This is a genomic window from Actinomyces johnsonii, assembly GCF_006546835.1.
Classification (GTDB): Bacteria; Actinomycetota; Actinomycetes; order Actinomycetales; family Actinomycetaceae; genus Actinomyces; species Actinomyces johnsonii.
Genome location: NZ_VICB01000004.1, coordinates 439121 through 458492, shown reverse-complemented (window position 1 = coordinate 458492; position 19372 = coordinate 439121). Strand labels below are relative to the sequence as shown.

Here is a 19372-nt window from a genome sequence, read left to right as displayed (position 1 = left end):
CTCTTCTCTTCGCGGTGACACTGATGAACCGGTGATGAGGGGACGAGGGGCGTTGGGAATGGTTCAGGATCGGGTCGAGGGGTCGGCCAGCGCAAGCAGGTGACCGGCCACGTCGGCGGCGACCTGGCTGCTGCGGGTGATGACCAGGACGGTGTCGTCTCCGGCGATGCAGCCCAGGACCCCGGGCATCATCGCGTCGTCGACGGCTCCGGCGAGCAGCTGTGCGGCTCCGGCCGGGGTTCTCAGCACCACCTGGGGGCCTGCCCACTCGGCGGTGACGAGCAGCTCGGCGCACCATCGGGTCAGGCGGGGAGTCGTGTGGGCCGGCAGGGAGTCGTCGGTCTCCTCCGTGGTGAAGCCTCCGGCGTGAATCTGTCTGGGAACGCCCGCCTCGGGCATCGAGTAGATGAGTTCTCCGCCCGGAGCGCGGATCTTCGTGGCCCGCAACTCCACCAGGTCCCGCGAGAGTGTGGCCTGGGTGGTGCTGATGCCGCGCTGAGCCAGGGCCTTGCGCAGCTGGGCCTGGGAGCGGATGCGCTCACGGGAGAGGATCTGGACGATGCTGGCGTGCCGGGCGGTCTTGGTGGAGGGCACCACTGGGGCCGTTGCCGCCAGATCACGCTGGGTAGTGGCCTCGGTGGTGGCGCTCATGAGTCGGCCTTCTCTGACAGTGCCCGAGTGAGGACCTCGGACAAGGCGGTGGTGAAGGCTCGGGCGTCGTCGTCGGACAGGATGAAGGGCGGCGCCAGACGAATCGTGTCGGGACGCGGCGCGTTGACGATGAAGCCGCGAGCAGCCAGAGCGGCAGCAATCTCGCCTGCGGGCGGGAGGCCCTCTGCCAGTCCGATGCCGATTAGCAGGCCTCGGCCGCGTACCTGGTCGACGCCGTCGACGGCCGCGAGGTCCCGGGCCCAGGCGGAGCCGAGCCTCTCGACCCGGCCGAGCAGGTCCTGACTGCCGATGGTCTCGATGACGGCCAGAGCGGCGGCGCAGGCCACTGGGTTGCCGCCGAAGGTGGTGCCGTGCTGACCGGGTCCTAGGAGGGTCGCGGCCTCGCCGGTGGCGACGACTGCGCCGATGGGGATGCCGCCGCCCAGCCCCTTGGCGAAGGTGACGACGTCGGGGACGACGCCGGGGGCTATCAGATGGTGCGCCATCCAGGCGCCGGAGCGCCCCATGCCGGTCTGGACCTCATCGATGATGAGCAGAGCGCCGACGGCCTTGGTCAGCTCTCGGGCGGCCTCCAGGTACCCGGCGGGCAGCTCGCGGACCCCGGCCTCGCCCTGGATAGGCTCGACGATGAGTGCGGCCACGTCCGGCCCCAGTGCGTTGCGCAGTGCCCCGACATCCCCGGCCGGGATGAACTCGACCCCGCCGGGCAGTGGCTCGAAGGGCTCTCGGTAGGCGGCTTTGTAGGTCAGGGCCAGGGCGCCCATGGTCCGCCCGTGGAAGGCATCCTGGAGCGCCAGGACGCGAGGGCGGCTGCTGCCGCCGTGGCGGCGGGCGATTTTGAAGGCGGCCTCGTTGGCCTCAGTCCCGGAGTTGGCCAGGAAGACCCGGGACTCGCGTGCGGCCGGCCCCGGGAAGGTCAGAGAGATGAGCTCCTCGGCGAGACGGACCTGGGCGGGAGTGGTGAAGAAGTTCGAGACGTGGCCGAGGGTGTTGAGCTGGTCGGTCACGGCTTCGACGATCGCGGGGTGGGCATGGCCCAGGCAGTTGACGGCGATCCCGGCCAGGAGGTCGGTGTACTCCTTGCCGTCGGCGTCCCAAACGCGGGCGCCCCGGCCTCGGACCAGCACCCGGCCGGGAGCGCCGAAAGTATTCATGACGGCGTCGGTGTAGCGGTTCAGCCAGTTGGCATTGGCCGAACCGTCACCGCTGGCCGCACCGGCGGCAGGGTCGGTGCTGTCGGTGGTGGGAGCCGGTGCTTCTGAGAGGGTTCTTGCCTGTGTGGTCATAGGCTCTTGCCTCCGTTCAGTGGCGGTATCGGGGTGTCCCCGGGGTGAATGACGGTACCGACACCCTGGTCGGTGACGATCTCCAGGAGCATGCTGTGGGCCTGGCGCCCGTCGACGACGTGGGCCTGTGCGACTCCGCCGTAGACGGCCCTCAGGCAGGCCTCCATTTTGGGGATCATCCCAGACTCGAGCGTCGGCAGGAGCTCCTCGAGCGCGGCCGCACTGATGAAGGGCACCAGCGAGCCGCGGTCGGGCCATGCGGCGTAGAGCCCCTCGACGTCGGTGAGCATGAGGAGCGTGCGGGCCTTGAGCGCCACGGCGATCGCGGCGGCGGCCGTGTCGGCGTTGATGTTGAGGACGGTCTCGGAGTCCGTCGTCAACGGGGCGACCGAGGAAATGACGGGAATGCGGCCCTGGTCGAGCAGGTCGATGATCGGCTGTGGGCTGACGTCGACGACGTCGCCGACCAGGCCCACGTCGATGCTCTCGCCGTCCACCGTCGCCAGGCGCTGACGGGCCTGCAGGATCCCGCCGTCCTCACCGCTGATGCCGACCGCTGCGGAGCCGTCGGTGTTGAGAAGGGAGACGAGCTCGCGCTGCACGGAACCGGTGAGCACCATACGGACCACGTCCATGACCTCGGGCGTGGTCACGCGCAGGCCTCCGCGGAACTCCGAGCTGATGCCCAGCCGCTTGAGCATGGCGTTGATCTGGGGGCCGCCGCCGTGGACGACGACGGGGCGCACCCCGACCTGATGGAGGAAGAGGATGTCCTGGGCGAAGGCTCGCTTGAGGTCGTCGTTCACCATGGCGTTGCCGCCGTACTTGATGACCATGGTGGCGCCCTTGTAGGTGCGCAGCCACGGCACGGCCTCCAGCAGGACGGATGCCTTGATCTGCGGGTCGAGGGGTGTCCGGTTCATGTTGTGTAGTCCGCGTTGATGGTGACGTATCCGTGGGTGAGGTCGTTGGTCCACACGGTGGCCTCGGCCTGCCCTGCTGACAGGGTGATGTCGATGCGGGTCTCGCGAGGACTCATGTCCACTGAGTCCCGGTCCTGGTCGGGGGCGCCGTGGCGGAAGATCGTGACGCCGTTGATGGCGACGTCGACTTCCTCGGGGTCGAAGGGGCAGACGTCCTCGGGCACGGTTCCCAGCTGGGACAGGACGCGCCCCCAGTTGGGGTCGGCCCCGGCGACGGCGCACTTGAGGAGGTTGGAGGAGCTCACGGTGCGGGCCGCGGCTTCGGCGGCCGCCTCGCTGACAGCGCTGCTGACCGTGATCGCGATGTCGTGGGTGGCTCCCTCGGCGTCGGCCACGAGGCGGCGACCGAGTCTGCTCATCACTCCGGTCAGTGCCTCTTCGAACTCGGCCCGAGAGGGCGTATTCCCGGATGCGCCGGAGGCCAGGAGGAGGACTGTGTCGTTGGTGGACATGCAGCCGTCGGAGTTGATCCGATTGACGGTTCGCGCTGTAACAGACGCCAGGGCGTCCTGCGCCTCCTGGGGGGTGAGGACGGCATCGGTGGTGAGGACGGCGAGCATCGTGGCCAGGCCCGGTGCCAGCATGCCCACGCCCTTGATCATGCCGCCGATGGTCCATTTCTCCTCACCGGCGCCCATGGTGAGGGTGTCCTCCTTGGAGACGGTGTCGGTGGTCATGATGGCGGTGGCCGCGTCGGTTCCAGCCCGGGGAGTATCGGCCAGGGCGAGGGTGGCGACGTCGAGCCCCTCCAGGAGGACGGGCATATCGATGCGCTCGCCGATGACGCCGGTGGAGCACACCAGGACTCGACCTGGTTCGACTCCCAGGAGTCCGGCGGCGCGCGCGGCGGTAGCCTCGGTGTCGCGCAGGCCCTGGGACCCGGTGCAGGCGTTGGCACTCCCGGAGTTGAGGACGACGGCACGGGCGCGGCCTGGTTGGCCGCCCTCCTGACCGGCTAGGAGCCGGCGCGACCAGACCACCGGCGCGGCGACGACGCGGTTGGTGGTGAATACTCCGGCAGCGGTATCAAGCGGGCCGTCGTTGACGACGAGGGCGAGGTCGGGCTTGCCGGAGGTCTTGAGGCCTGCGCGTACGCCGGCGGCTCGGAAGCCCCGAGCAGCGGTCACGCTCATGGTGCGACTCCTTGGGTGGTGATAGCGGTGGTCTCCTCCAGGCCGAGGGCCAGGTTGAGGGACTGCAGAGCGGCACCGGCGGTGCCCTTGCCGAGGTTGTCGACGGCGCACATGGCGACCACGGTGTCTGCACCGCGATCGATGGCGACCTGGACGGTAGCGGTGCCGCTGCCCACGACGGTGCCCGTCGCGGGCCAGGTGCCTTCGGGCAGGAGGTGGATGAGGCTCTCGCCTCTTCCGGACGCCCCGTAGGCGGTCTCCCAGGCCGTCCGCACGGCGGCCTCGGGGTCGGGGATTTCACGCAGAGCCGGAGTCAGGGGGGCGGTGACAGTGGCGAGGATTCCCCGGCTCATGGGGACCAGGACCGGGGTGAAGGACAGGCGCGTCGAGCCGGCAGGGGCGCCGGCCACCTCGAAGTTCTGAATGATCTCGGGGATGTGCCGATGGGTACCGCCGACGGCGTAGGGCTGGGCGGATCCCAGCGCCTCGGCGGCGGTGAGGTGAGGCTTGAGCGCCTTGCCAGCACCGGAGTAGCCCACCGCCAGGACCGCGGTTGACCGGGATGGGTCAACGAGTCCGGCGGCGACACCGGGCTGGAGCGCCAGGGTGACGGCGGTGACATTGCAGCCGGGAACGGCGATACGCCTGGTGGAGGCGAGCTCGGTGCGCTGGGCGCGGGCGTGCGACTCACCCGCATGCAGGAGCTCGGGCATGCCGTAGGTCCAGGCGCCGGCGTAGTCAGAGCCGTAGAAGAGTTCCCACGCCTGTCTGCTGGTCAGCCGGTGGTCCGCTCCGCAGTCGATGAGAAGAGGAGTGGCGCCACCGGTCCCGAGCTTCTCGATTGCGGCCGTGATGGCTCCGGAGGCACCGTGGGGCAGGGCCAGGACGACGACGTCGTGCTGGGCGAGAAGCTCCGCCTCGGTCGACTGGACGATCCTGTCGGCCAAAGACAGCAGGTGCGGGTGGTGGTCGCCCAGACGGCTACCGGCGGAGGAGGCCGCGGTGAGCGCACCGATCGTCACCTCAGGATGATTGGCGAGCAGGCGCAGAACCTCACCGCCCGCATATCCGGTGGCTCCGGCAACAGCTACTGTCCAAGTCATGCAGTAACCATACATCCACATGCATAGAAATACATATGTCCGGAGGCTGCTGTGATCTTTCTCCTCCTGGAGCGCCCTGCGGCGACAGTCAGGGTCGCTCCCGACCCCCGGTGAGCGTGTCGTCGTGGAGCGAGGTGGCGATGGCATCCGCCCACTGCCGCACCTCGCCCCAGTCGCGGAAGTCTCCTTCGGAGGCGCCCCCGAGCTTGGCGATAGAGCGCTCGCGCAGGTTGAGCCGGGAGGGGTCGAAGCGACCTGCGAAGGTCATGTGGTCCTCGGGGTCGAGCGCCAGGAGGACCGGGCCGATGCGCATGGGGTCGGAGACCTTGCCCTTCGGCAGGCCGGAGAGCCCCACGGAGAACGCCCACACAGGCTTGGCCTTGAGGGCGTCGTGGAAGCGCTTGGTGAAGTCGACCGCCTCCGGCGTCCATTTGGTCATGTAGACGGCACTGCCCAGGACGAAGGCGTCGTAGTCGTCCACGGTGTCGACGTCTTCGGGGCGTTTGGTCTCCACATCGATCTGAGCAGCCTGGAGCCGCTCGGCGATCACCGCGGCCACCTCGTCGGTGGACCCGTGCTTGGAGGAAGAAGTAAGCAGGATCTTCATAGCGCCTAGTATTGCGGAGACCACACCCGCTGTCTGGGACCCGTTACCCGACGAAGGTGTCGAAGATGCACCGGCGGCCATGGTGTGCATCACACCATGGCCGCCGGCAACGCGAAGGGGCTCTGCGCAGCTCAGCTGCGCAGCTCGGCTCCCAGGAGCTTGGCGGCCCGCTTGACCACGCGCTTGCGCACACTGGCGGTCTCCTCGGCGGTCAGCGTGCGGTCGGGAGCGCGCAGTACCAGGGACACGGCCAGCGACTTCTTGCCCTCACCGAGCTGGGCGCCTCGGAAGACATCGAAGAGGCGAACCTCCTCGCCCAGCTCCCCGACGGCCTGCCTGACCAGATCCTCGACCTGGGCAGCGGTGACTGCCTCGTCGACGACGAGGGCGATGTCCTCCTTGGCGGCCGGGAAGGTGGAGACCGCCTTGACCTGAAGCGCGCCGGAACTGCGTACGGCCTCCAGCAGCGGGTCGAGATCGATCTCGACGGCGCAGGCGCGCTCGGGCAGTCCGAGTGCGCGGACCACCCGGGGGTGGAGCTCACCGGCGTGGGCTACGAGCGCCCCGGGCTCGATCTTCTTGCCCCGGCGGAGGCCGGGCAGCCGGATCTCCGCGGTGCGTCCGGGGTGCCAGGGGGCGTAGGGCTGCTCCGGGGCGATGACGACGATCTCCAAGCCCAGGGCGCCGGCCGCAGTGCGGACCACCTCGATGGCATCGGCCCAGTCCCAGCGGCGGCCCGACCCCAGGACCCCGGTGCGAGTGCGCTCACCGATCATGACGGCGCCGACGTGGGTGGGCTGAGCGGGGATGCCCGCTCGCAGGGCCGCCAGCTCGGCGTCGCTGGGCCGGTTGTCGGTTCCGGGGATCGGTGCGGGGACGGTGCCGGCCGGATGGGTGACAGACCCGATCTCGAAGACGGCCACGTCGGCCAGGCCGCGGGAGACGTTGCGCCGGGCGACCTCCACCAGGGAGTCCAGCACGCTGGTGCGCAGGTAGGGGGCGTCCTCAGCCAGGGGATTGGCTAAACGGACCGCCTGGCGGCGCGGATCGGATGCGGGGATCTCGAGCAGGTCGTGGATGTCCCCGATGAAGGGGTAGGACAGGACCTGGGTGAGCCCGGCATCGGCCAGGGCACGCACGACATCACGGCTGGCCCTCTGGTCGGTGCTCAGCCCCGTGCCGGCGGGGGCCGTAGGCACGATGACCGGGATGGCGTCGTAGCCGTCGAGGCGGGCGATCTCCTCGGCCAGGTGGGCAGGGCCGACCAGGTCCGGCCGCCAGGTCGGCGGGGTGACGGCGAGAAGCGCGGTCCCGTCGTCGGCCGGGCCGATCTGCTCCACGGCGCAGCCGATGGTGGTGAGCAACTCGGTGACGCGATCGGTTCCGTAGGCGACGCCTGTGAGGCGCTCGGCGGCGTCGGAGCGCATGGTGATGGACTCGGGGGCCCGGGTCCGGTTGACGTCGGTGGCCACGGGCTCGGCGGTCCCGCCGCCATACTCGACGAGCAGATCGACGGCGCGCTGAGCGGCGATGGGGGCCAGCTCGGTGTCCACGCCGCGCTCGTTGCGCTTGGACGACTCGGTGGGCAGCTTGTGGCGCCTGGAGGAGCGGGCCACGCAGACCGGATCGAAGTGGGCGGCCTCGATGAGGACGTCGCGGGTTTCGGCATCGACCTCGCTCAGGGCCCCGCCGAAGACGCCGGCCAGTACCAGGGCGCGCGAGCCCTCCCCCTCCGGGGAGTCGGAGATGACTAGGTCCTCGGGGTCGAGGGTGCGGGTGACGTCGTCGAGGAAGGTGAGACGCTCGCCCTCCTGAGCGCGTCGCACGACGATGGGGGCGGTGAGCTTTCCGGCGTCGAAGGCGTGCAGCGGCTGGCCCAGGTCGAGCATGACGTAGTTGGTGACGTCGACGGCCAGGGAGATGGGCCGCATGCCTGCGGCGGTGAGGCGGTCCTGCATCCAGGCGGGGGACGGGGCGGACGGGTCGATGCCGCGCACGAGGCGGGCAACGTAGCGGTCGCAGCCGGGGCGCCCGTGGATGGGGCGGGGGTCCTCGGGGATGACGACGTCGAAGCCGCCTTCGCCGGCCGGCGCCAGCCCGTTGGGGTAGAGCCCCGTGTCGGTGGCGTCGGCGGGGTCGGTGAAGCGGGCTCCGGTGGAGTGGGAGTACTCGCGGGCCACGCCGCGCATGGAGAAGCAGTAGCCGCGGTCCGGGGTCACGTTGATCTCCAAAACCTCCTCCCCCAGACCGAGGATGCCGATCGCGTCGGTTCCGGGGGCGGGCGGTTCCTCGCCCTCGTGGCCGTGCTCGGCCAGCCACTGCTGGAGCACGATAATGCCGGAGTGGTCCTCCCCGATGCCGAGCTCACGGGCGGAGCAGATCATGCCGTCGGAGACGTGGCCGTAGGTCTTGCGTGCGGCGATGCGGAAGTCGCCGGGAAGGACGGCGCCGGGCAGGCAGACCACGACGGAGTCACCGACGTCGAAGTTGTGGGCGCCGCAGACGATTCCGCGGCTGGGCAGCTCGGAGGGCTCCTTGCCGGTGCCGGGGGCATCGTTGTACTCGGGGCCGACGTCGACGCGGCAGTAGTTGATGACCTTGCCGTTGGTCTGCTCCTTGGCCTCGAGCGAGAGGACCTTGCCGACGACGAGCGGACCGGTGACGGCCGGGGGAACGATGCGCTCCTCCTCCAGGCCCACCCGGACGAGGTCGGTGGCGAGCTGCTCGGCGCTCAGGCCGGCGGGAACATCGACGTGCTCGCGCAGCCATTCAATGGGGACGTAGGGCATGTCAGTTTCCCTTTCCGGTGGTGCCGAACTGCTGGGAGAAGCGGATGTCTCCCTCGACGATGTCGTGCATATCGGCGATGCCGTGGCGCAGCATGAGGGTGCGCTCCAGGCCCATGCCGAAGGCGAAGCCGGTGTAGACCTCGGGATCGATGCCGCAGGCCGTGAGCACGTTGGGGTTGACCATGCCGCAGCCTCCCCACTCGATCCAGCCGGCGCCGCCCTTCTTCTGGGGGAACCACAGGTCCATCTCGGCGCTGGGCTCGGTGAAGGGGAAGAAGGAGGGACGCAGGCGGGTGCGCGCCTCGGGACCGAACATGGCCTTGGCGAAGTGGTCGAGGACGCCCTTGAGATGCGCCATCGTCAGGCCCTTGTCCACGGCCAGGCCCTCGACCTGGTGGAAGACGGGAGTGTGGGTCTGATCGAGCTCGTCGGAACGGAAGACCTTACCGGGGCAGGCCACGTAGATCGGGGGCTGCTGATCGAGCATGACCCGGGCCTGGACCGGGGAGGTGTGGGTGCGCAGCACGAGGTTGGCCGCCTGCCCATCGGCCGCCCCGACGCTGGAGCCGTCGATGTAGAAGGTGTCCTGCATCTGGCGGGCGGGGTGGTCGGCGTCGAAGTTGAGGGCGTCGAAGTCGAACCACTCGTGCTCGACCTCCGGGCCCTCGGCGATGGACCAGCCCATGGCGACGAACAGGTCGGTGACCTCGTCGACCAGGACGTCGAGGGGGTGGCGCGAGCCCGTCACCGTCCGAGATGTGGGGACAGTGACGTCGACGGCCTCGGTGCGCAGCATCTCCTCCTCGGCGGCGGCCTCGAGGGTCTCCTGCCTGGCGGTCAGAGCCTTGGCGATGCGCCCGCGAGCGCCGCCCAGGAGCTTGCCTGCCGTGGGCTTGTCCGCCTTGTCCAGGGTGCCGATGAGCCGGTTGGCCAGCGTCAGGGGCGAGGCGTCGCCGGTGTGGGCCAGGCGGGCCTCCTTGAGCTCGGCGAGGGTGCCGGCTGCGGCGAAGGCGGCCAGGGCCTCCTCGACGGCGGCGTTGATGCCGGCCTCGTCCAGGGGCGAGAGCGCGCCGGGAGCGTCAGTCATATGCGGTGCCTTCCACCAGGTGTTTCCGGGGTTGTCCGCCCTTAAGGGTAGTCTGCGCCGTCGCGGGGGTGTAAATCGTCCCGCAGTCGGGGTGGCGTGCGGCCGCTCACGGGCCCCGATCCGGTTGTTGTCGGCCAGGCCTTGACGGTGACGTTACGTCACCTGCTGAAATGGATTCATGCGCGTCAAGGAGCTCGCTCAAATCGCCGGTACCACGCCGAGGGCGGTGCGTCATTACCATCACCTGGGCCTGTTGGAGATCCCACCCACGGTACGGGGGCGGAGAGAGTACGGCGTCGAGCACGTGGCCCGCCTGCTGCGCATCCGGTGGCTGGCCGACGGCGGACTGTCGCTGACGCAGGTGGCCGAGATGCTCGCCTCGGACACGATCGGCACCGATCAGGACTCTCGCCGCGAAGCGGTACTGCGCGACCTGCGGGCTACTCGGGGAACGATCGAGGCGCAGCAACGCAGCCTGGCCGAGCAGGCCTCCCGTATTGACGAGCTCATCGCCCGGGTGGAGCGCGGTGAGGGCCTGTCCCCCGCCCCCAGTGCCCTGACGCGTTTCTACGACGACATCGAGGCCAGGATCACCCGCCTGGGCGGCAGCATGCGAGGGCTGCGGGCCGAGCGCCAGATGATGGTGGTACTCGCCTCACTGGGCATGGTGCCCGATAGCACGATCCCCTTCATCGAGGGACTGGATGAGGCCGATCGGGAGCTGTCCGCCCAGCAGATCGCGGACTTCACCCGGCTATCCACGCTGACCGAGGCCGAGGGCCGGGCCGAGGCCCGCCGGCTCGCGCATAACAGCTGGGCGCTGGCGTGCCGCCACAAGGAGCGCACCCTGGCCGTCCTGGACGACCTGCCCTCGGGCACTTTGGGTCGCGCCATGTGGCGACTCACCCATGTGCTGAACGCCTCCAGTTACCCCCACCCGGCGCAGCAGGCCTTCGTGGCTGAGCTCATGGAGCTCATGCTCGCCGATCCGGACTTCGCCGCAACCATCCGCCGCTCGGCGGGAGAGGAGCCAGTGCTATGACAACCACTACCGAATCTGCGTCTGTCAAGGCCCTCGATGTCGAAGCCGGTTCTCATCCGCCGGTACGTGTTCGGGGCCTGGTCAAGCACTTCGGACGCTTCAGGGCGCTCGATCACCTGGACCTGGAGGTGGAGGCAGGCAGCGTCCACGGCTTCCTCGGCCCCAACGGGGCGGGCAAGTCCACAACGATCCGCACCCTGCTGGGGCTCTACCGGCCCGACGACGGAAACGTAAGCGTGCTGGGCCGCGATCCGTGGCAGGAGGCCTCGGTCATCAACCGGCAGGTCTCTTATGTCCCCGGTGACGTGGCGCTGTGGCCGCCCCTGACCGGCGGACAGGTGCTCGACGCCCTGGCCGGACTGCGTGGATCGCGCGATACCAAGCGGGAGGCCGAACTCATCGAACGATTTGATCTTGATCCCAGCAAACGGGTACGCACCTACTCCAAGGGCAACCGTCAGAAGGTGGCGCTCGTGGCGGCCCTGGCCGCGCCGACGCGCCTGCTCGTGCTCGATGAGCCCACCAGCGGCCTGGACCCGCTCATGGAGAGAGTCTTCACCGAGGAGATCGCCCGGGTGGCTGGAGAGGGGCGCACGGTCCTGCTCTCGAGCCACATCCTGGCCGAGGTCCAACGCTTGTGCAGCGCCGTGACGATCATCAAGAACGGCCGCGTCGTCGAGCACGGCGACCTGGGGACCCTGCGGCGCCTGTCGCGCACCCGCATCGAACTGGGAGCGCCCCCCGATGTACCTGATGTACCTGATGTACTCGGCACGATCGCGCAAGCGCTCAGAGCCATGGATCTCGAGGTCGTCGAGGACTCCGGGCACCTGAGCCTTCAGGTGCCGGCCGAGCAGGTGCCGGCGGTGCTGAGTGTGGCCGGTGAGCATCGGGTGCAGGACGTCACCTGTGAGCCGGCCAGTCTGGAGGACCTTTTCCTGCGTCATTACGAGGAGTCCCGATGAGCACCGCGCAGAGCACAGCAATGGTCAGGAGAATTCTGACCGACAGGACCGAGGCAGGCGGCGCCCTGGCCGGCTGGGGCACCTGCCTGCAGATCCTGCTCAGGCGGTTCCGGGTGCAGATCGCGGCCTGGGTACTGCCCCTGTGGTTGTTGATCAGTGTCACGGCACCGAGCTATGAGAGCATCTACCCCTCGTTGGAGACCCGGACCGTGCTCATCGAACAGATGCGCAAGTCTCCGGCAACGCGACTGCTCTACGGCTACGTGCCCACACCCGGCCGGCTCGGTCAACTCCTTCAGTGGGAGACCGGGACCTTCCTGCTGATATGCACCGCTCTCATGGCGATTCTGCTGACCTGCCGGGTACTGCGGGCGGATGAGGACGAGGGACTCGTCGAGATCCTGCGCGCCGCGGGTGCGGGCAGGGCGGTTCCCTTTCTCGTGCCGGTGGCCCTGGTGTGGGCGGCGGTCGGCGCCTTGTCTGCGGGGGCCGGAGGCATTCTGACCTGGCAGGCCAAGAACATCGAAGAGCTGACCGTCTCCGGAGCCTGGGCGCTGGCCGGGACGGTGTGCGTCGTAGGCTGGGCGTTCTCCGCCCTTGCGGCAGTGGCCTCCCAGCTGGGACGGCAGGTCGGTCAGGCTCGAAGCCTGTCCATGATCGTGCTCGCACTCGCCTTCGGTATGCGGGTGGCCGCCGACCAGGTCGCCGAGGGCAGCAGCTCCAACTGGCTGAGGTGGCTCTCCCCCCTGGGGTGGCGCGACCTCGTGCGGCCCTACTCCGATGACCGGTTCGCGGTGCTGGCGGTGTGCGGCGTCATTGCCATCGCCTTGGTCATCGTGGCGGCGGCGTTGGCCGCGCACCGCGAGTACCTGGACAGCTACCTACCCGACCGCAGCGCCTCTCGACGCAGGTGGAGGCTGCGCGGTCACATGGATCTGCTCACTCGCCTATCCCGGCGCGGCGCTCTGGGCTGGGCTCTGGCCTCGACGGGTCTTGCGGCCCTGTACGGCTCGGTGTCGGGAAGCGTCAACGATCTCCTCGCCCCAGACTCTCCGACGGCGTCCTATGTCGGCAAGATGGCCTCGGGGTCCGCAGTGGAGCAGTTCATGTCCCTGCTGACGGTGGTAACGGTGCTGCTCGTGGCCGTGGCGGCAGTGCGCAGGATGAACCGGTTGGCGGGCCTGGAACACGCGGGCCTGGTGGAGGTCGAGCTTGCTACCGGAGTCAGCCGCAGCCGTTTGTTCCTCTCACAGGTTCTCGGCGCCATGATCGAATCGGCCATCCTGCTGGTCATCTCGGCGGCAGTTCTGGCGGCGACAACAGCCGTCCAGCTCACGGACGACCACGCCGTGGCGCGGGCCTTCGTGTTCACAGTGAGCCAGATGCCGGGCATGGTGGCGGCCATCGGGATAGCGGCGGGCCTCGTGGGCCTGGCGCCACGACTGGTCGGCTTGTCCTGGGCGGTGGTGACGTGGAGCGCCTTCGCTCAGTTCTTCGGAGGGCTCGTCGAGCTCAAGGACTGGGCCAAGGACCTCAGCGTCCTCGGGCACCATCTCGACGTCGTCGGCTCCCCCGACTGGAAGCCCTTGGCCGTCCAGACCGTGATCGGCCTCGTCGGTATCGCGATCGGTCTGACCTCCTACACCCGCCGCGACATGCCCTCCTGACACGACTTACTGTTCTTGCATTCTCTTAAAAACACACATTGCGTCAGGGGCATCATGAGCAAAAGAAACACCTTTATCAGACAGTGGGACAAACACGAATCAGGCGTCATTGCTTTCCCTTCCGGTGCACGAATAAGGGGGCGACCTATCCGCTACTACAAAACAAGCAGGAACTCGCCGAACCACACAGCATGCCGCGGGGGTGTGGGACGATCAGGCACCGAACTCGCCTGCATTGCGATACTTGACGGAATGGACCCGGTCAGCGCACTGAATTTCATCCGAGACACATACCACCCACGGGCAGCAGAGACGCCCTGGCAGCGGTGGTACATCTCAAATTTTGCACCTACGCCCTCATAGCAGATAAGTCGCACCGGCCAGATGGAGAACGGCAACAGCAAGAGGAAACACCACCATTCCCGGCACGCGGTGCACCACACCGATAGCGACGTCTGCGAGCTGAGCGGCCGCCGCTGCAACCAGGACGAGCAAGGTCAGCGACTGGGCAGGAGCCAACCAGGCAACGGCAGCGACCAGCAGTCCGAGCGGAACGCTCCGGGCTGCGTACATCGCCGGATAGAAACGCCTTCCGGGCTCGCCGCACCCGGAAGGGGCGAGCGTCTGCGGACGGATCACCGCGACGACACCGAACCCTGCTGAGATGATTCCCAGTGACGAATTCAGCAGCGAGAGCCACCATGGCATGAGGATCACTCCCTCACATCATTCAGAACTGAATCATTCTGTAGTGTACCGTTGACGTCATGGGAAGAGAAGATGGTCGCGCGATCATGTCCTCGACGTGCTTCCAGCTCGGTGTCGCAGGAGCCCAGATCACCCGATCGTTCTCACTGCTCATCCAGCACACCGGCCTGACCCACAAGCAGGTGGGCCTGCTCGCCGTCGTCGACGCCGACCAAGCGAGTTCTCAACGAGAGATCGCCGCACAGCTCGGTGTCGCCCCGAGCCTGGTGGTGTCACTGGTCGACCAGCTCGCCAACATCGGCGCTGTGCGCAGGACGCGCAGTCAGACCGACCGTCGGGTACAGGTCGTCGAAATCACAGACGAGGGACGCCAGTTACTGCGGCTCGCCACCGATGCCGCCAAGAAACTCGACGTCGAGCTGCACAAGCACCTCTCCCCCGCCGACCTGCAGGCCCTGGACAGGCTCCTGCCCGCCCTTCTTCGAGCTTCTTCGGTTGCGGCCGGCAACAGGCCGTAGCAGCCGGCCTCACCGGCGTCACTGCACCAGGACGACGCGCTTTCCCGCCGCCGACAGACTCTCGGCGTCGCGGTGAGCATCCGCAACCCGGTCAAGCGGATAGGTTGAAGCGATCAGCGGCTTGAGTTCCCCGGAGTCCACCCGCGCAGCGAGCCACACCAGGTCCTTCACGCTCGGTTTTCCCGACACCATCCGGATCATCGGCCCCGGCGAGAGCATAGACGTGACGATGTCCCAGAAGGCTCCGGGAGCAATGGCCGTCATGCGCCCTCCGGGCTTGAGCAGCCTTCGGTAGGCGAGAGCATCGGCGCCCGCAGTGTCGATGACGACGTCGTAGCGCCCGGGAATATCCGACGGCTTCAGATCGTGGTAGTTGAAGACCTGCTGCGCTCCAGCGCTGACCGCCACATCGCTGCGGACGCCGACGACGGCATCCACCTCTGCGCCCATGATGCGGGCTACCTGAACCACCGTGGAACCGACGCCACCGTTTCCCCCCACCACCAGCACTCGATTCCCTCGACGGAGCTCAAGGGGGCGGAGCGCCTGCACGGCCGTCAAGCCTGCGAGAGGCAGAGCCGCGGCCTCCGCGAGCGGGACCCCATCAGGAGCAGGGGCGAGGCGGTCGGACCGGACTCGCACGTACTGCGCCCCAGCAGCCGTACGGCCGGGAGGCCTCATCCCCAAATAGCCCCAGACTCGGCGCCCCAGCACCGGCTTCCCGACCTGATCCCCAACCGCGTGCACGAGCCCCGCGAAATCCACGCCCGTACCTTTTGGGAACCCCATCCCGTCGAGTAGACACATCTTTCCCCGCCTGGTCAGAAGGTCAACGGCGTTGACACTGAAGGCGGCGACCTCGACAACGATCTCCTTGGGGCCGGGACTCGGAATCTCGGCCACTCCCACCTCAAGTACCTCCGGAGCACCGTAAGAGCGGAACTGCACCGCCCGCATTGTGTTCTGTGCAACCATGACGTCCTCCTCTTCCTGTTGCGCTACGCTACGTAGCGTAGCGCAACAGGAAGAGGAGGACCATAGGCAGATCCGCACCCGGGATTCAGTCTCTCCGAGCGGCTCCCAGAAGCGTCAGAAGGACCTCCGAAAGCTCTTCTCGGAGCAGTTCGGGGCGCACCCGACCGAGAAGGTGCACATGCACGTACGGCACACCGAGCAGCGCCGCATACAGCCCGTCTACGTCGGCTCCCGCCCGCACCTCCCCTCGGGAAATCGCGCGGTCGACCATGACCTCGATGTCTGCACGCACAGCAGCGACGACACTCTGCTGCAGCCTTGCAGTCAGGTCGGGATCACCGGCCATGTCGGCCAGCAGTCCTGGAAGCGTGCTCTTACCGGGTTCGGCGGCGATGAGGTCGACCACCCGCCCGGCGAGGGCCTCGACGTCTCCGGTCAGAGAGCCGGAGTCGGCGATCCCCTCTTCATCACGGCGGTGAATAACCAGATCGAATACCATCTCCGCCTTCGACTGCCAGCGCCGGTAGATCGTTGTCTTGGCAACCCCCGACTGTCTGGATACGCCCTCGATCGTCAGCGCCTGGTACCCCAGGGATCCCAGCTGTTCACGTACGGCCTCGGAAAGCCTGGCGTCGATGTGGGCTCGACGCCGCGAGGGGGAACCGCCCTGCTGCTCGGCATTGGACATGGAGCGCCTCCTTCATCTCACGAGGGGATGCGATCCCCTGCCTCAACGTTAGGGCATCGGGTCCCGTCAGCCCGGTACTGCGCAAGCATGAGGCTCAGGTAGTCGATGAGGTCCTGGCGCAGGCGCCCGGGGGCGATGACGTGGGCGTCTGGACCGAGCCGTAGAAGAATCGTCATGGCGTGCAGGTGGTCCATGAACTCCAGCCGGAGGCAGGTCCATCCGTCATCGTCAGGAGGGTCGTCATCCGTGTCGGTCGTCGTTGCGCGCAGCGTCCACTCCCGTACGTCGCTCCACCGCTCGTCCCGCACCCAGGCAGTGGCTGTGATGGCCTCGAACCCTTCAAGAAACCTCTCACGCTGTTTGCGCCACGCCGCGGTCATGTCGAAACCGGCGTCGTCAGGGCACTCCTCGGCGAGGATCTCGGCCGCCTCGATCCGGGAGAGTCTGGTGAAGCGGACCTCGGCGCCGTGCGAGGCGCACAGGTACCAGCTGCGACCGGCGGCGACCAGCCCGTGCGGGTCGACATCGCCCTGCGTCGTCGCCCTCGACTTGTGCCGGAACACCATGCGCAGCCGATGGCGCGTGAAGACTGCTTCCTGAACTGCACGGAAGACGGTGTCGGCTCGCTCGCTCTCGGGCAGGGGCAACCAGCCCTGGGGATCAACCACGATGCGCGAGGCCACGTCGATGGACTGGTTCCGATGTCTGTCGGGGACGGCGGCGAGCAGCTTGCGGACAGCCGAGGCGAGGGCTTCGCCGAGGCCGAGGGGCGCAGCGCCCCAGCCGGTGATACCGGCGAAGAGCGCCCGACTCTCCTCATGGTTCAGCCCCGTCACGTCCAGGTGGAAGCCGGGATCGATCCTCACTCCCCCGTGGGGGCCCCTTTCGCACCACACCGGCACGCCGGCAGCCGACAGCGCTTCGACATCCCGAAGCACGGTCCGCCGCGAGACCTCCAGCCGCTGCGCCAGCTCGGAAGCAGATAGACGGCCGTGAGCCCGAAGCAGCCAGATCATGGAAAGCAGACGATCGGCACGCACAGATCGATCCTCACACGTACATGACAGGAGATGGCATCAATCATCTCTAGCCTCGTCGTTATCAGCGCATGTCGCGTTCTCACAAGTATGAGGGAGTACTCCATGACTGTCTTCGTTCCCAACAGCGTCATCCTCTACGCCTCCGACGTCGAGGCGAGCACCGCCTTCTACCGCGGAATTCTCGGTCATGGACCGATCGAGACCTATCCAGGCTTCAGCGTCTTCAAGTTGTCTGACGACTTGACTCTCGGTCTGCAGGCAGCCGATGAGATTGAGCCGGCTGCTGAGCCATATGTGGGCGGGGGTGAGCTGAGTTTGAGCGACGTCGAGCGAGCCGACGTCGACAGTCTTCACGCGCGGTGGAGGGCCCTGGGCATTCCGATGCTCATGGAACCGGCCCTCCTCGAGTTCGGCTACACCTTTGTGGCAACCGACCCCGATGGGCACCGCCTGCGCGTGTGCGCCACCGATACCTCAAGCTTCGCCTGACTCGAGGCCGTCGGAGCCCCACCCGTCACCGGGTGCGGGCTCCGATGCGCCTCGCCAACGCTCCCAGAGCCCAGTTCACGATGACGTAGGCGACGGCGATGATGACGTAGGTCTGGAAGAAGACGGACAGGTGGGCGTCTATCTTCGCCTGACCGATCATCGTGGAACCGCGGTACATGAGCTCGGGATAGGCGAGCACGTACGCGAGCGTGGTGCCCTTGATGATGGTCACCATCTGTGTGATGAGGGTCGGGAGCATAAGACGCAGTGCCTGCGGCGCCAGGATGAGACGCATCGTGAGAGATCTGCTCATTCCCAGCGCCAGTGCAGCCTCCGTCTGACCTCGGTCCAGGGCCCGGACGCCTGAGCGGAAGACCTCCGCCGTCGTCGCCGAGGTGCACATGATGATGGGCAGCGCCAGCTTCCAGAAGTCCGAGACATCCACGAAACGCGGAACCACTAGCAGGAAGAAGTAGACGAGCAGCAGCATCGGCACCGCTCGCATGGCATCGATCCATAAGCCGACCAACCACCTCACGGGCCGGTTGTCCAACAGGCGGAGCCAGCCCAGGACGATTCCCAGAGGAAAGGTGAGGACGGCTGCGACGGCCCCCAGGGACAGGGTGTTGCCGGCGGCTTCCAGAAGCTGACTGACCACCGAGCGCCCCAGGAAGTAGCGCCACTCGGGATAGTCGAGCTGGCCCGCAAGGTCCAGTCGGTAGAGGACCGCGCCCAGCAGCGCCACGATCCCAAGAACCGCAATAACTGATCCGATGGCGATCATGACGCGCCCCCGCGGCCCCGGCTCATCGAAGAGCAGCGCCGCGTCCGTCGCCCCTGAGCCCTTGCCCCGCTGCTTGGCGGGACGCTGATCCGTCATGGGCATGATGTCGGAGCTCATGCGCGTTCCTCCTTCCCCATGAACTCGAGGCGTCTCTCAAGACGCCCGCCGAACTTCGTGGCGGCGAAGGCGATGGCCAGGTAGGTGAGCCCCGAGGTGAGGAAGGTGATGACTCCCGCCGCTCGCTCCTGGTTGATTCTCTGCGTAACGGCAGTCAGCTCAACGACGCCGACCGCTGCAGCCAGCGAGGAGCCGATGAGGCAGGCGATGAAGACATTGACCAGTGGCTGGATCGTGCGGGCCAGGGCCTGAGGCAGGACGATACCGCGGATGATGAGCCAGAAGGGCATTCCCAATGCGCGCGCGGCCTCGATCTGTCCCTTCGGCACCGAGTTGATTCCGCTGCGCACCGTCTCGCACACGAATCCGGACGAGGAGAAGACCAGGGCGACGATCACCGACCAGAACAGTGGAATCCTGATGCCGACGTTGGGAAGCGCCAGGCCGACCAGCACCATGAGGCACAGGTTGGGGATGTTGCAGGCCACCGTCACCCACGCCGCGCCCAGTGCCCGCAGAGGAGGGATGGGACCGACCCGGAGGATGGCCATGAGCGATCCCAGGATTAGTCCGCCCGCGTAGGACAGTACGGAGATCACCAGCGTGATGAGCAGGCCGGAGCCAATATCAGCGAGATTGTCGGTGATGGCACTCACGGTCGCCTCCTTGAAGGATTCGGTTCGTCAATCATGACGTGAACGTTGTGGGCTGTCGCGTCG

19 protein-coding genes are annotated in these 19372 nt (G+C 67.6%); 5 read left to right on the top strand and 14 right to left on the bottom strand.

Going from position 1 to position 19372, the window contains the following annotated elements; all coding sequences use genetic code 11:
* Positions 1 to 63: 63 nt before the first annotated feature.
* From FK256_RS04720 to pheS, 8 genes are all read right to left on the bottom strand, one after another.
* Positions 64 to 651 (bottom strand): arginine repressor, encoded by a 588-nt coding sequence (locus FK256_RS04720; protein ID WP_009232029.1) that lies wholly within the window; start codon positions 649 to 651, stop codon positions 64 to 66.
* Entirely contained in the window at positions 648 to 1958 is a 1311-nt protein-coding gene (locus FK256_RS04715) for an acetylornithine transaminase (protein WP_211343518.1), read from the bottom strand. Before FK256_RS04715 ends, FK256_RS04720 begins: the two co-directional genes overlap by 4 nt.
* Positions 1955 to 2881 carry an acetylglutamate kinase gene (gene argB / locus FK256_RS04710; protein WP_009232031.1) on the bottom strand — a complete coding sequence of 309 codons (927 nt, stop codon included), beginning with the start codon at positions 2879 to 2881 and terminating at the stop codon, positions 1955 to 1957. The genes FK256_RS04715 and argB overlap by 4 nt, the downstream gene beginning before the upstream one ends.
* Entirely contained in the window at positions 2878 to 4074 is a 1197-nt protein-coding gene (gene argJ, locus FK256_RS04705; protein ID WP_141423879.1) for a bifunctional glutamate N-acetyltransferase/amino-acid acetyltransferase ArgJ, read from the bottom strand. Before argJ ends, argB begins: the two co-directional genes overlap by 4 nt.
* A complete protein-coding gene (gene argC, locus FK256_RS04700; RefSeq protein ID WP_141423878.1) occupies positions 4071 to 5177 on the bottom strand; it encodes an N-acetyl-gamma-glutamyl-phosphate reductase in 1107 nt (368 codons plus the stop codon). The genes argJ and argC overlap by 4 nt, the downstream gene beginning before the upstream one ends.
* An 88-nt stretch (positions 5178 to 5265) precedes the next feature.
* Entirely contained in the window at positions 5266 to 5784 is a 519-nt protein-coding gene (locus tag FK256_RS04695) for a flavodoxin domain-containing protein (protein WP_021606767.1), read from the bottom strand.
* 131 nt (positions 5785 to 5915) lie between these two features.
* Positions 5916 to 8573 carry a phenylalanine--tRNA ligase subunit beta gene (gene pheT / locus FK256_RS04685; RefSeq protein WP_141423876.1) on the bottom strand — a complete coding sequence of 886 codons (2658 nt, stop codon included), beginning with the start codon at positions 8571 to 8573 and terminating at the stop codon, positions 5916 to 5918.
* Position 8574: 1 nt separating this feature from the next.
* On the bottom strand, positions 8575 to 9660 hold the full coding sequence (gene pheS, locus FK256_RS04680) for a phenylalanine--tRNA ligase subunit alpha (RefSeq protein ID WP_141423875.1): 1086 nt from the start codon (positions 9658 to 9660) through the stop codon (positions 8575 to 8577).
* Between the two features lie 178 nt (positions 9661 to 9838).
* Here pheS and FK256_RS04675 point away from each other — a divergent pair, with 178 nt between their 5' ends.
* From FK256_RS04675 to FK256_RS04665, 3 genes are read left to right on the top strand one after another with little or no spacing between them, the layout of a single operon-like run.
* On the top strand, positions 9839 to 10702 hold the full coding sequence (locus FK256_RS04675) for a MerR family transcriptional regulator (protein ID WP_141423874.1): 864 nt from the start codon (positions 9839 to 9841) through the stop codon (positions 10700 to 10702).
* A complete protein-coding gene (locus FK256_RS04670; RefSeq protein ID WP_141423873.1) occupies positions 10699 to 11667 on the top strand; it encodes an ABC transporter ATP-binding protein in 969 nt (322 codons plus the stop codon). The genes FK256_RS04675 and FK256_RS04670 overlap by 4 nt, the downstream gene beginning before the upstream one ends.
* Positions 11664 to 13334 carry an ABC transporter permease gene (locus FK256_RS04665; protein WP_141423872.1) on the top strand — a complete coding sequence of 557 codons (1671 nt, stop codon included), beginning with the start codon at positions 11664 to 11666 and terminating at the stop codon, positions 13332 to 13334. Before FK256_RS04670 ends, FK256_RS04665 begins: the two co-directional genes overlap by 4 nt.
* Positions 13335 to 13691: 357 nt before the next feature.
* Here the strand turns inward: FK256_RS04665 and FK256_RS04655 are convergent, their stop codons facing one another.
* The gene (locus tag FK256_RS04655; protein WP_021606761.1) at positions 13692 to 14051 is read right to left on the bottom strand and encodes a hypothetical protein; all 360 of its coding nucleotides are present in this window, start codon (positions 14049 to 14051) and stop codon (positions 13692 to 13694) included.
* Between the two features lie 50 nt (positions 14052 to 14101).
* Between FK256_RS04655 and FK256_RS04650 the strand changes: the two genes are divergently transcribed.
* Complete coding sequence (locus FK256_RS04650; RefSeq protein ID WP_039894264.1) at positions 14102 to 14560, top strand: MarR family winged helix-turn-helix transcriptional regulator; 459 nt, start codon at positions 14102 to 14104, stop codon at positions 14558 to 14560.
* Between the two features lie 18 nt (positions 14561 to 14578).
* Here the strand turns inward: FK256_RS04650 and FK256_RS04645 are convergent, their stop codons facing one another.
* The 3 genes from FK256_RS04645 to FK256_RS04635 all read right to left on the bottom strand — a co-directional run bounded on the left by FK256_RS04645 (position 14579) and on the right by FK256_RS04635 (position 17263).
* Positions 14579 to 15535, bottom strand: a complete 957-nt coding sequence (locus FK256_RS04645) for a zinc-binding dehydrogenase (protein WP_141423871.1) — start codon at positions 15533 to 15535, stop codon at positions 14579 to 14581.
* A gap of 85 nt (positions 15536 to 15620) precedes the next feature.
* Entirely contained in the window at positions 15621 to 16223 is a 603-nt protein-coding gene (locus tag FK256_RS04640; RefSeq protein WP_141423870.1) for a TetR/AcrR family transcriptional regulator, read from the bottom strand.
* A gap of 17 nt (positions 16224 to 16240) precedes the next feature.
* Complete coding sequence (locus tag FK256_RS04635) at positions 16241 to 17263, bottom strand: helix-turn-helix transcriptional regulator (RefSeq protein ID WP_141423869.1); 1023 nt, start codon at positions 17261 to 17263, stop codon at positions 16241 to 16243.
* Between the two features lie 102 nt (positions 17264 to 17365).
* Between FK256_RS04635 and FK256_RS04630 the strand changes: the two genes are divergently transcribed.
* Positions 17366 to 17752, top strand: coding sequence for a VOC family protein (locus tag FK256_RS04630; RefSeq protein ID WP_141423868.1), 387 nt, complete (start codon positions 17366 to 17368; stop codon positions 17750 to 17752).
* A 25-nt stretch (positions 17753 to 17777) separates the two neighbouring features.
* Here the strand turns inward: FK256_RS04630 and FK256_RS04625 are convergent, their stop codons facing one another.
* Both FK256_RS04625 and FK256_RS04620 read right to left on the bottom strand, forming a co-directional pair.
* Positions 17778 to 18653: an amino acid ABC transporter permease gene (locus FK256_RS04625; protein WP_021606754.1), complete on the bottom strand. Its 876-nt coding sequence runs from the start codon at positions 18651 to 18653 to the stop codon at positions 17778 to 17780.
* Positions 18650 to 19309, bottom strand: coding sequence for an amino acid ABC transporter permease (locus FK256_RS04620; protein WP_009232047.1), 660 nt, complete (start codon positions 19307 to 19309; stop codon positions 18650 to 18652). The genes FK256_RS04625 and FK256_RS04620 overlap by 4 nt, the downstream gene beginning before the upstream one ends.
* Positions 19310 to 19372: the final 63 nt, after the last annotated feature.

Excerpts from the sequence above, each read along its gene's own strand:
- FK256_RS04720 (WP_009232029.1), bottom strand. The coding sequence starts at position 651 with ATGAGCGCCACCACCGAGGCCACTACCCAGCGTGATCTGGCGGCAACG.
- FK256_RS04715 (WP_211343518.1), bottom strand. The coding sequence starts at position 1,958 with ATGACCACACAGGCAAGAACCCTCTCAGAAGCACCGGCTCCCACCACC.
- argB (WP_009232031.1), bottom strand. The coding sequence starts at position 2,881 with ATGAACCGGACACCCCTCGACCCGCAGATCAAGGCATCCGTCCTGCTG.
- argJ (WP_141423879.1), bottom strand. The coding sequence starts at position 4,074 with ATGAGCGTGACCGCTGCTCGGGGCTTCCGAGCCGCCGGCGTACGCGCA.
- argC (WP_141423878.1), bottom strand. The coding sequence starts at position 5,177 with ATGACTTGGACAGTAGCTGTTGCCGGAGCCACCGGATATGCGGGCGGT.
- FK256_RS04695 (WP_021606767.1), bottom strand. The coding sequence starts at position 5,784 with ATGAAGATCCTGCTTACTTCTTCCTCCAAGCACGGGTCCACCGACGAG.
- pheT (WP_141423876.1), bottom strand. The coding sequence starts at position 8,573 with ATGCCCTACGTCCCCATTGAATGGCTGCGCGAGCACGTCGATGTTCCC.
- pheS (WP_141423875.1), bottom strand. The coding sequence starts at position 9,660 with ATGACTGACGCTCCCGGCGCGCTCTCGCCCCTGGACGAGGCCGGCATC.
- FK256_RS04675 (WP_141423874.1), top strand. The coding sequence starts at position 9,839 with ATGCGCGTCAAGGAGCTCGCTCAAATCGCCGGTACCACGCCGAGGGCG.
- FK256_RS04670 (WP_141423873.1), top strand. The coding sequence starts at position 10,699 with ATGACAACCACTACCGAATCTGCGTCTGTCAAGGCCCTCGATGTCGAA.
- FK256_RS04665 (WP_141423872.1), top strand. The coding sequence starts at position 11,664 with ATGAGCACCGCGCAGAGCACAGCAATGGTCAGGAGAATTCTGACCGAC.
- FK256_RS04650 (WP_039894264.1), top strand. The coding sequence starts at position 14,102 with ATGGGAAGAGAAGATGGTCGCGCGATCATGTCCTCGACGTGCTTCCAG.
- FK256_RS04645 (WP_141423871.1), bottom strand. The coding sequence starts at position 15,535 with ATGGTTGCACAGAACACAATGCGGGCGGTGCAGTTCCGCTCTTACGGT.
- FK256_RS04640 (WP_141423870.1), bottom strand. The coding sequence starts at position 16,223 with ATGTCCAATGCCGAGCAGCAGGGCGGTTCCCCCTCGCGGCGTCGAGCC.
- FK256_RS04630 (WP_141423868.1), top strand. The coding sequence starts at position 17,366 with ATGACTGTCTTCGTTCCCAACAGCGTCATCCTCTACGCCTCCGACGTC.
- FK256_RS04625 (WP_021606754.1), bottom strand. The coding sequence starts at position 18,653 with ATGAGCTCCGACATCATGCCCATGACGGATCAGCGTCCCGCCAAGCAG.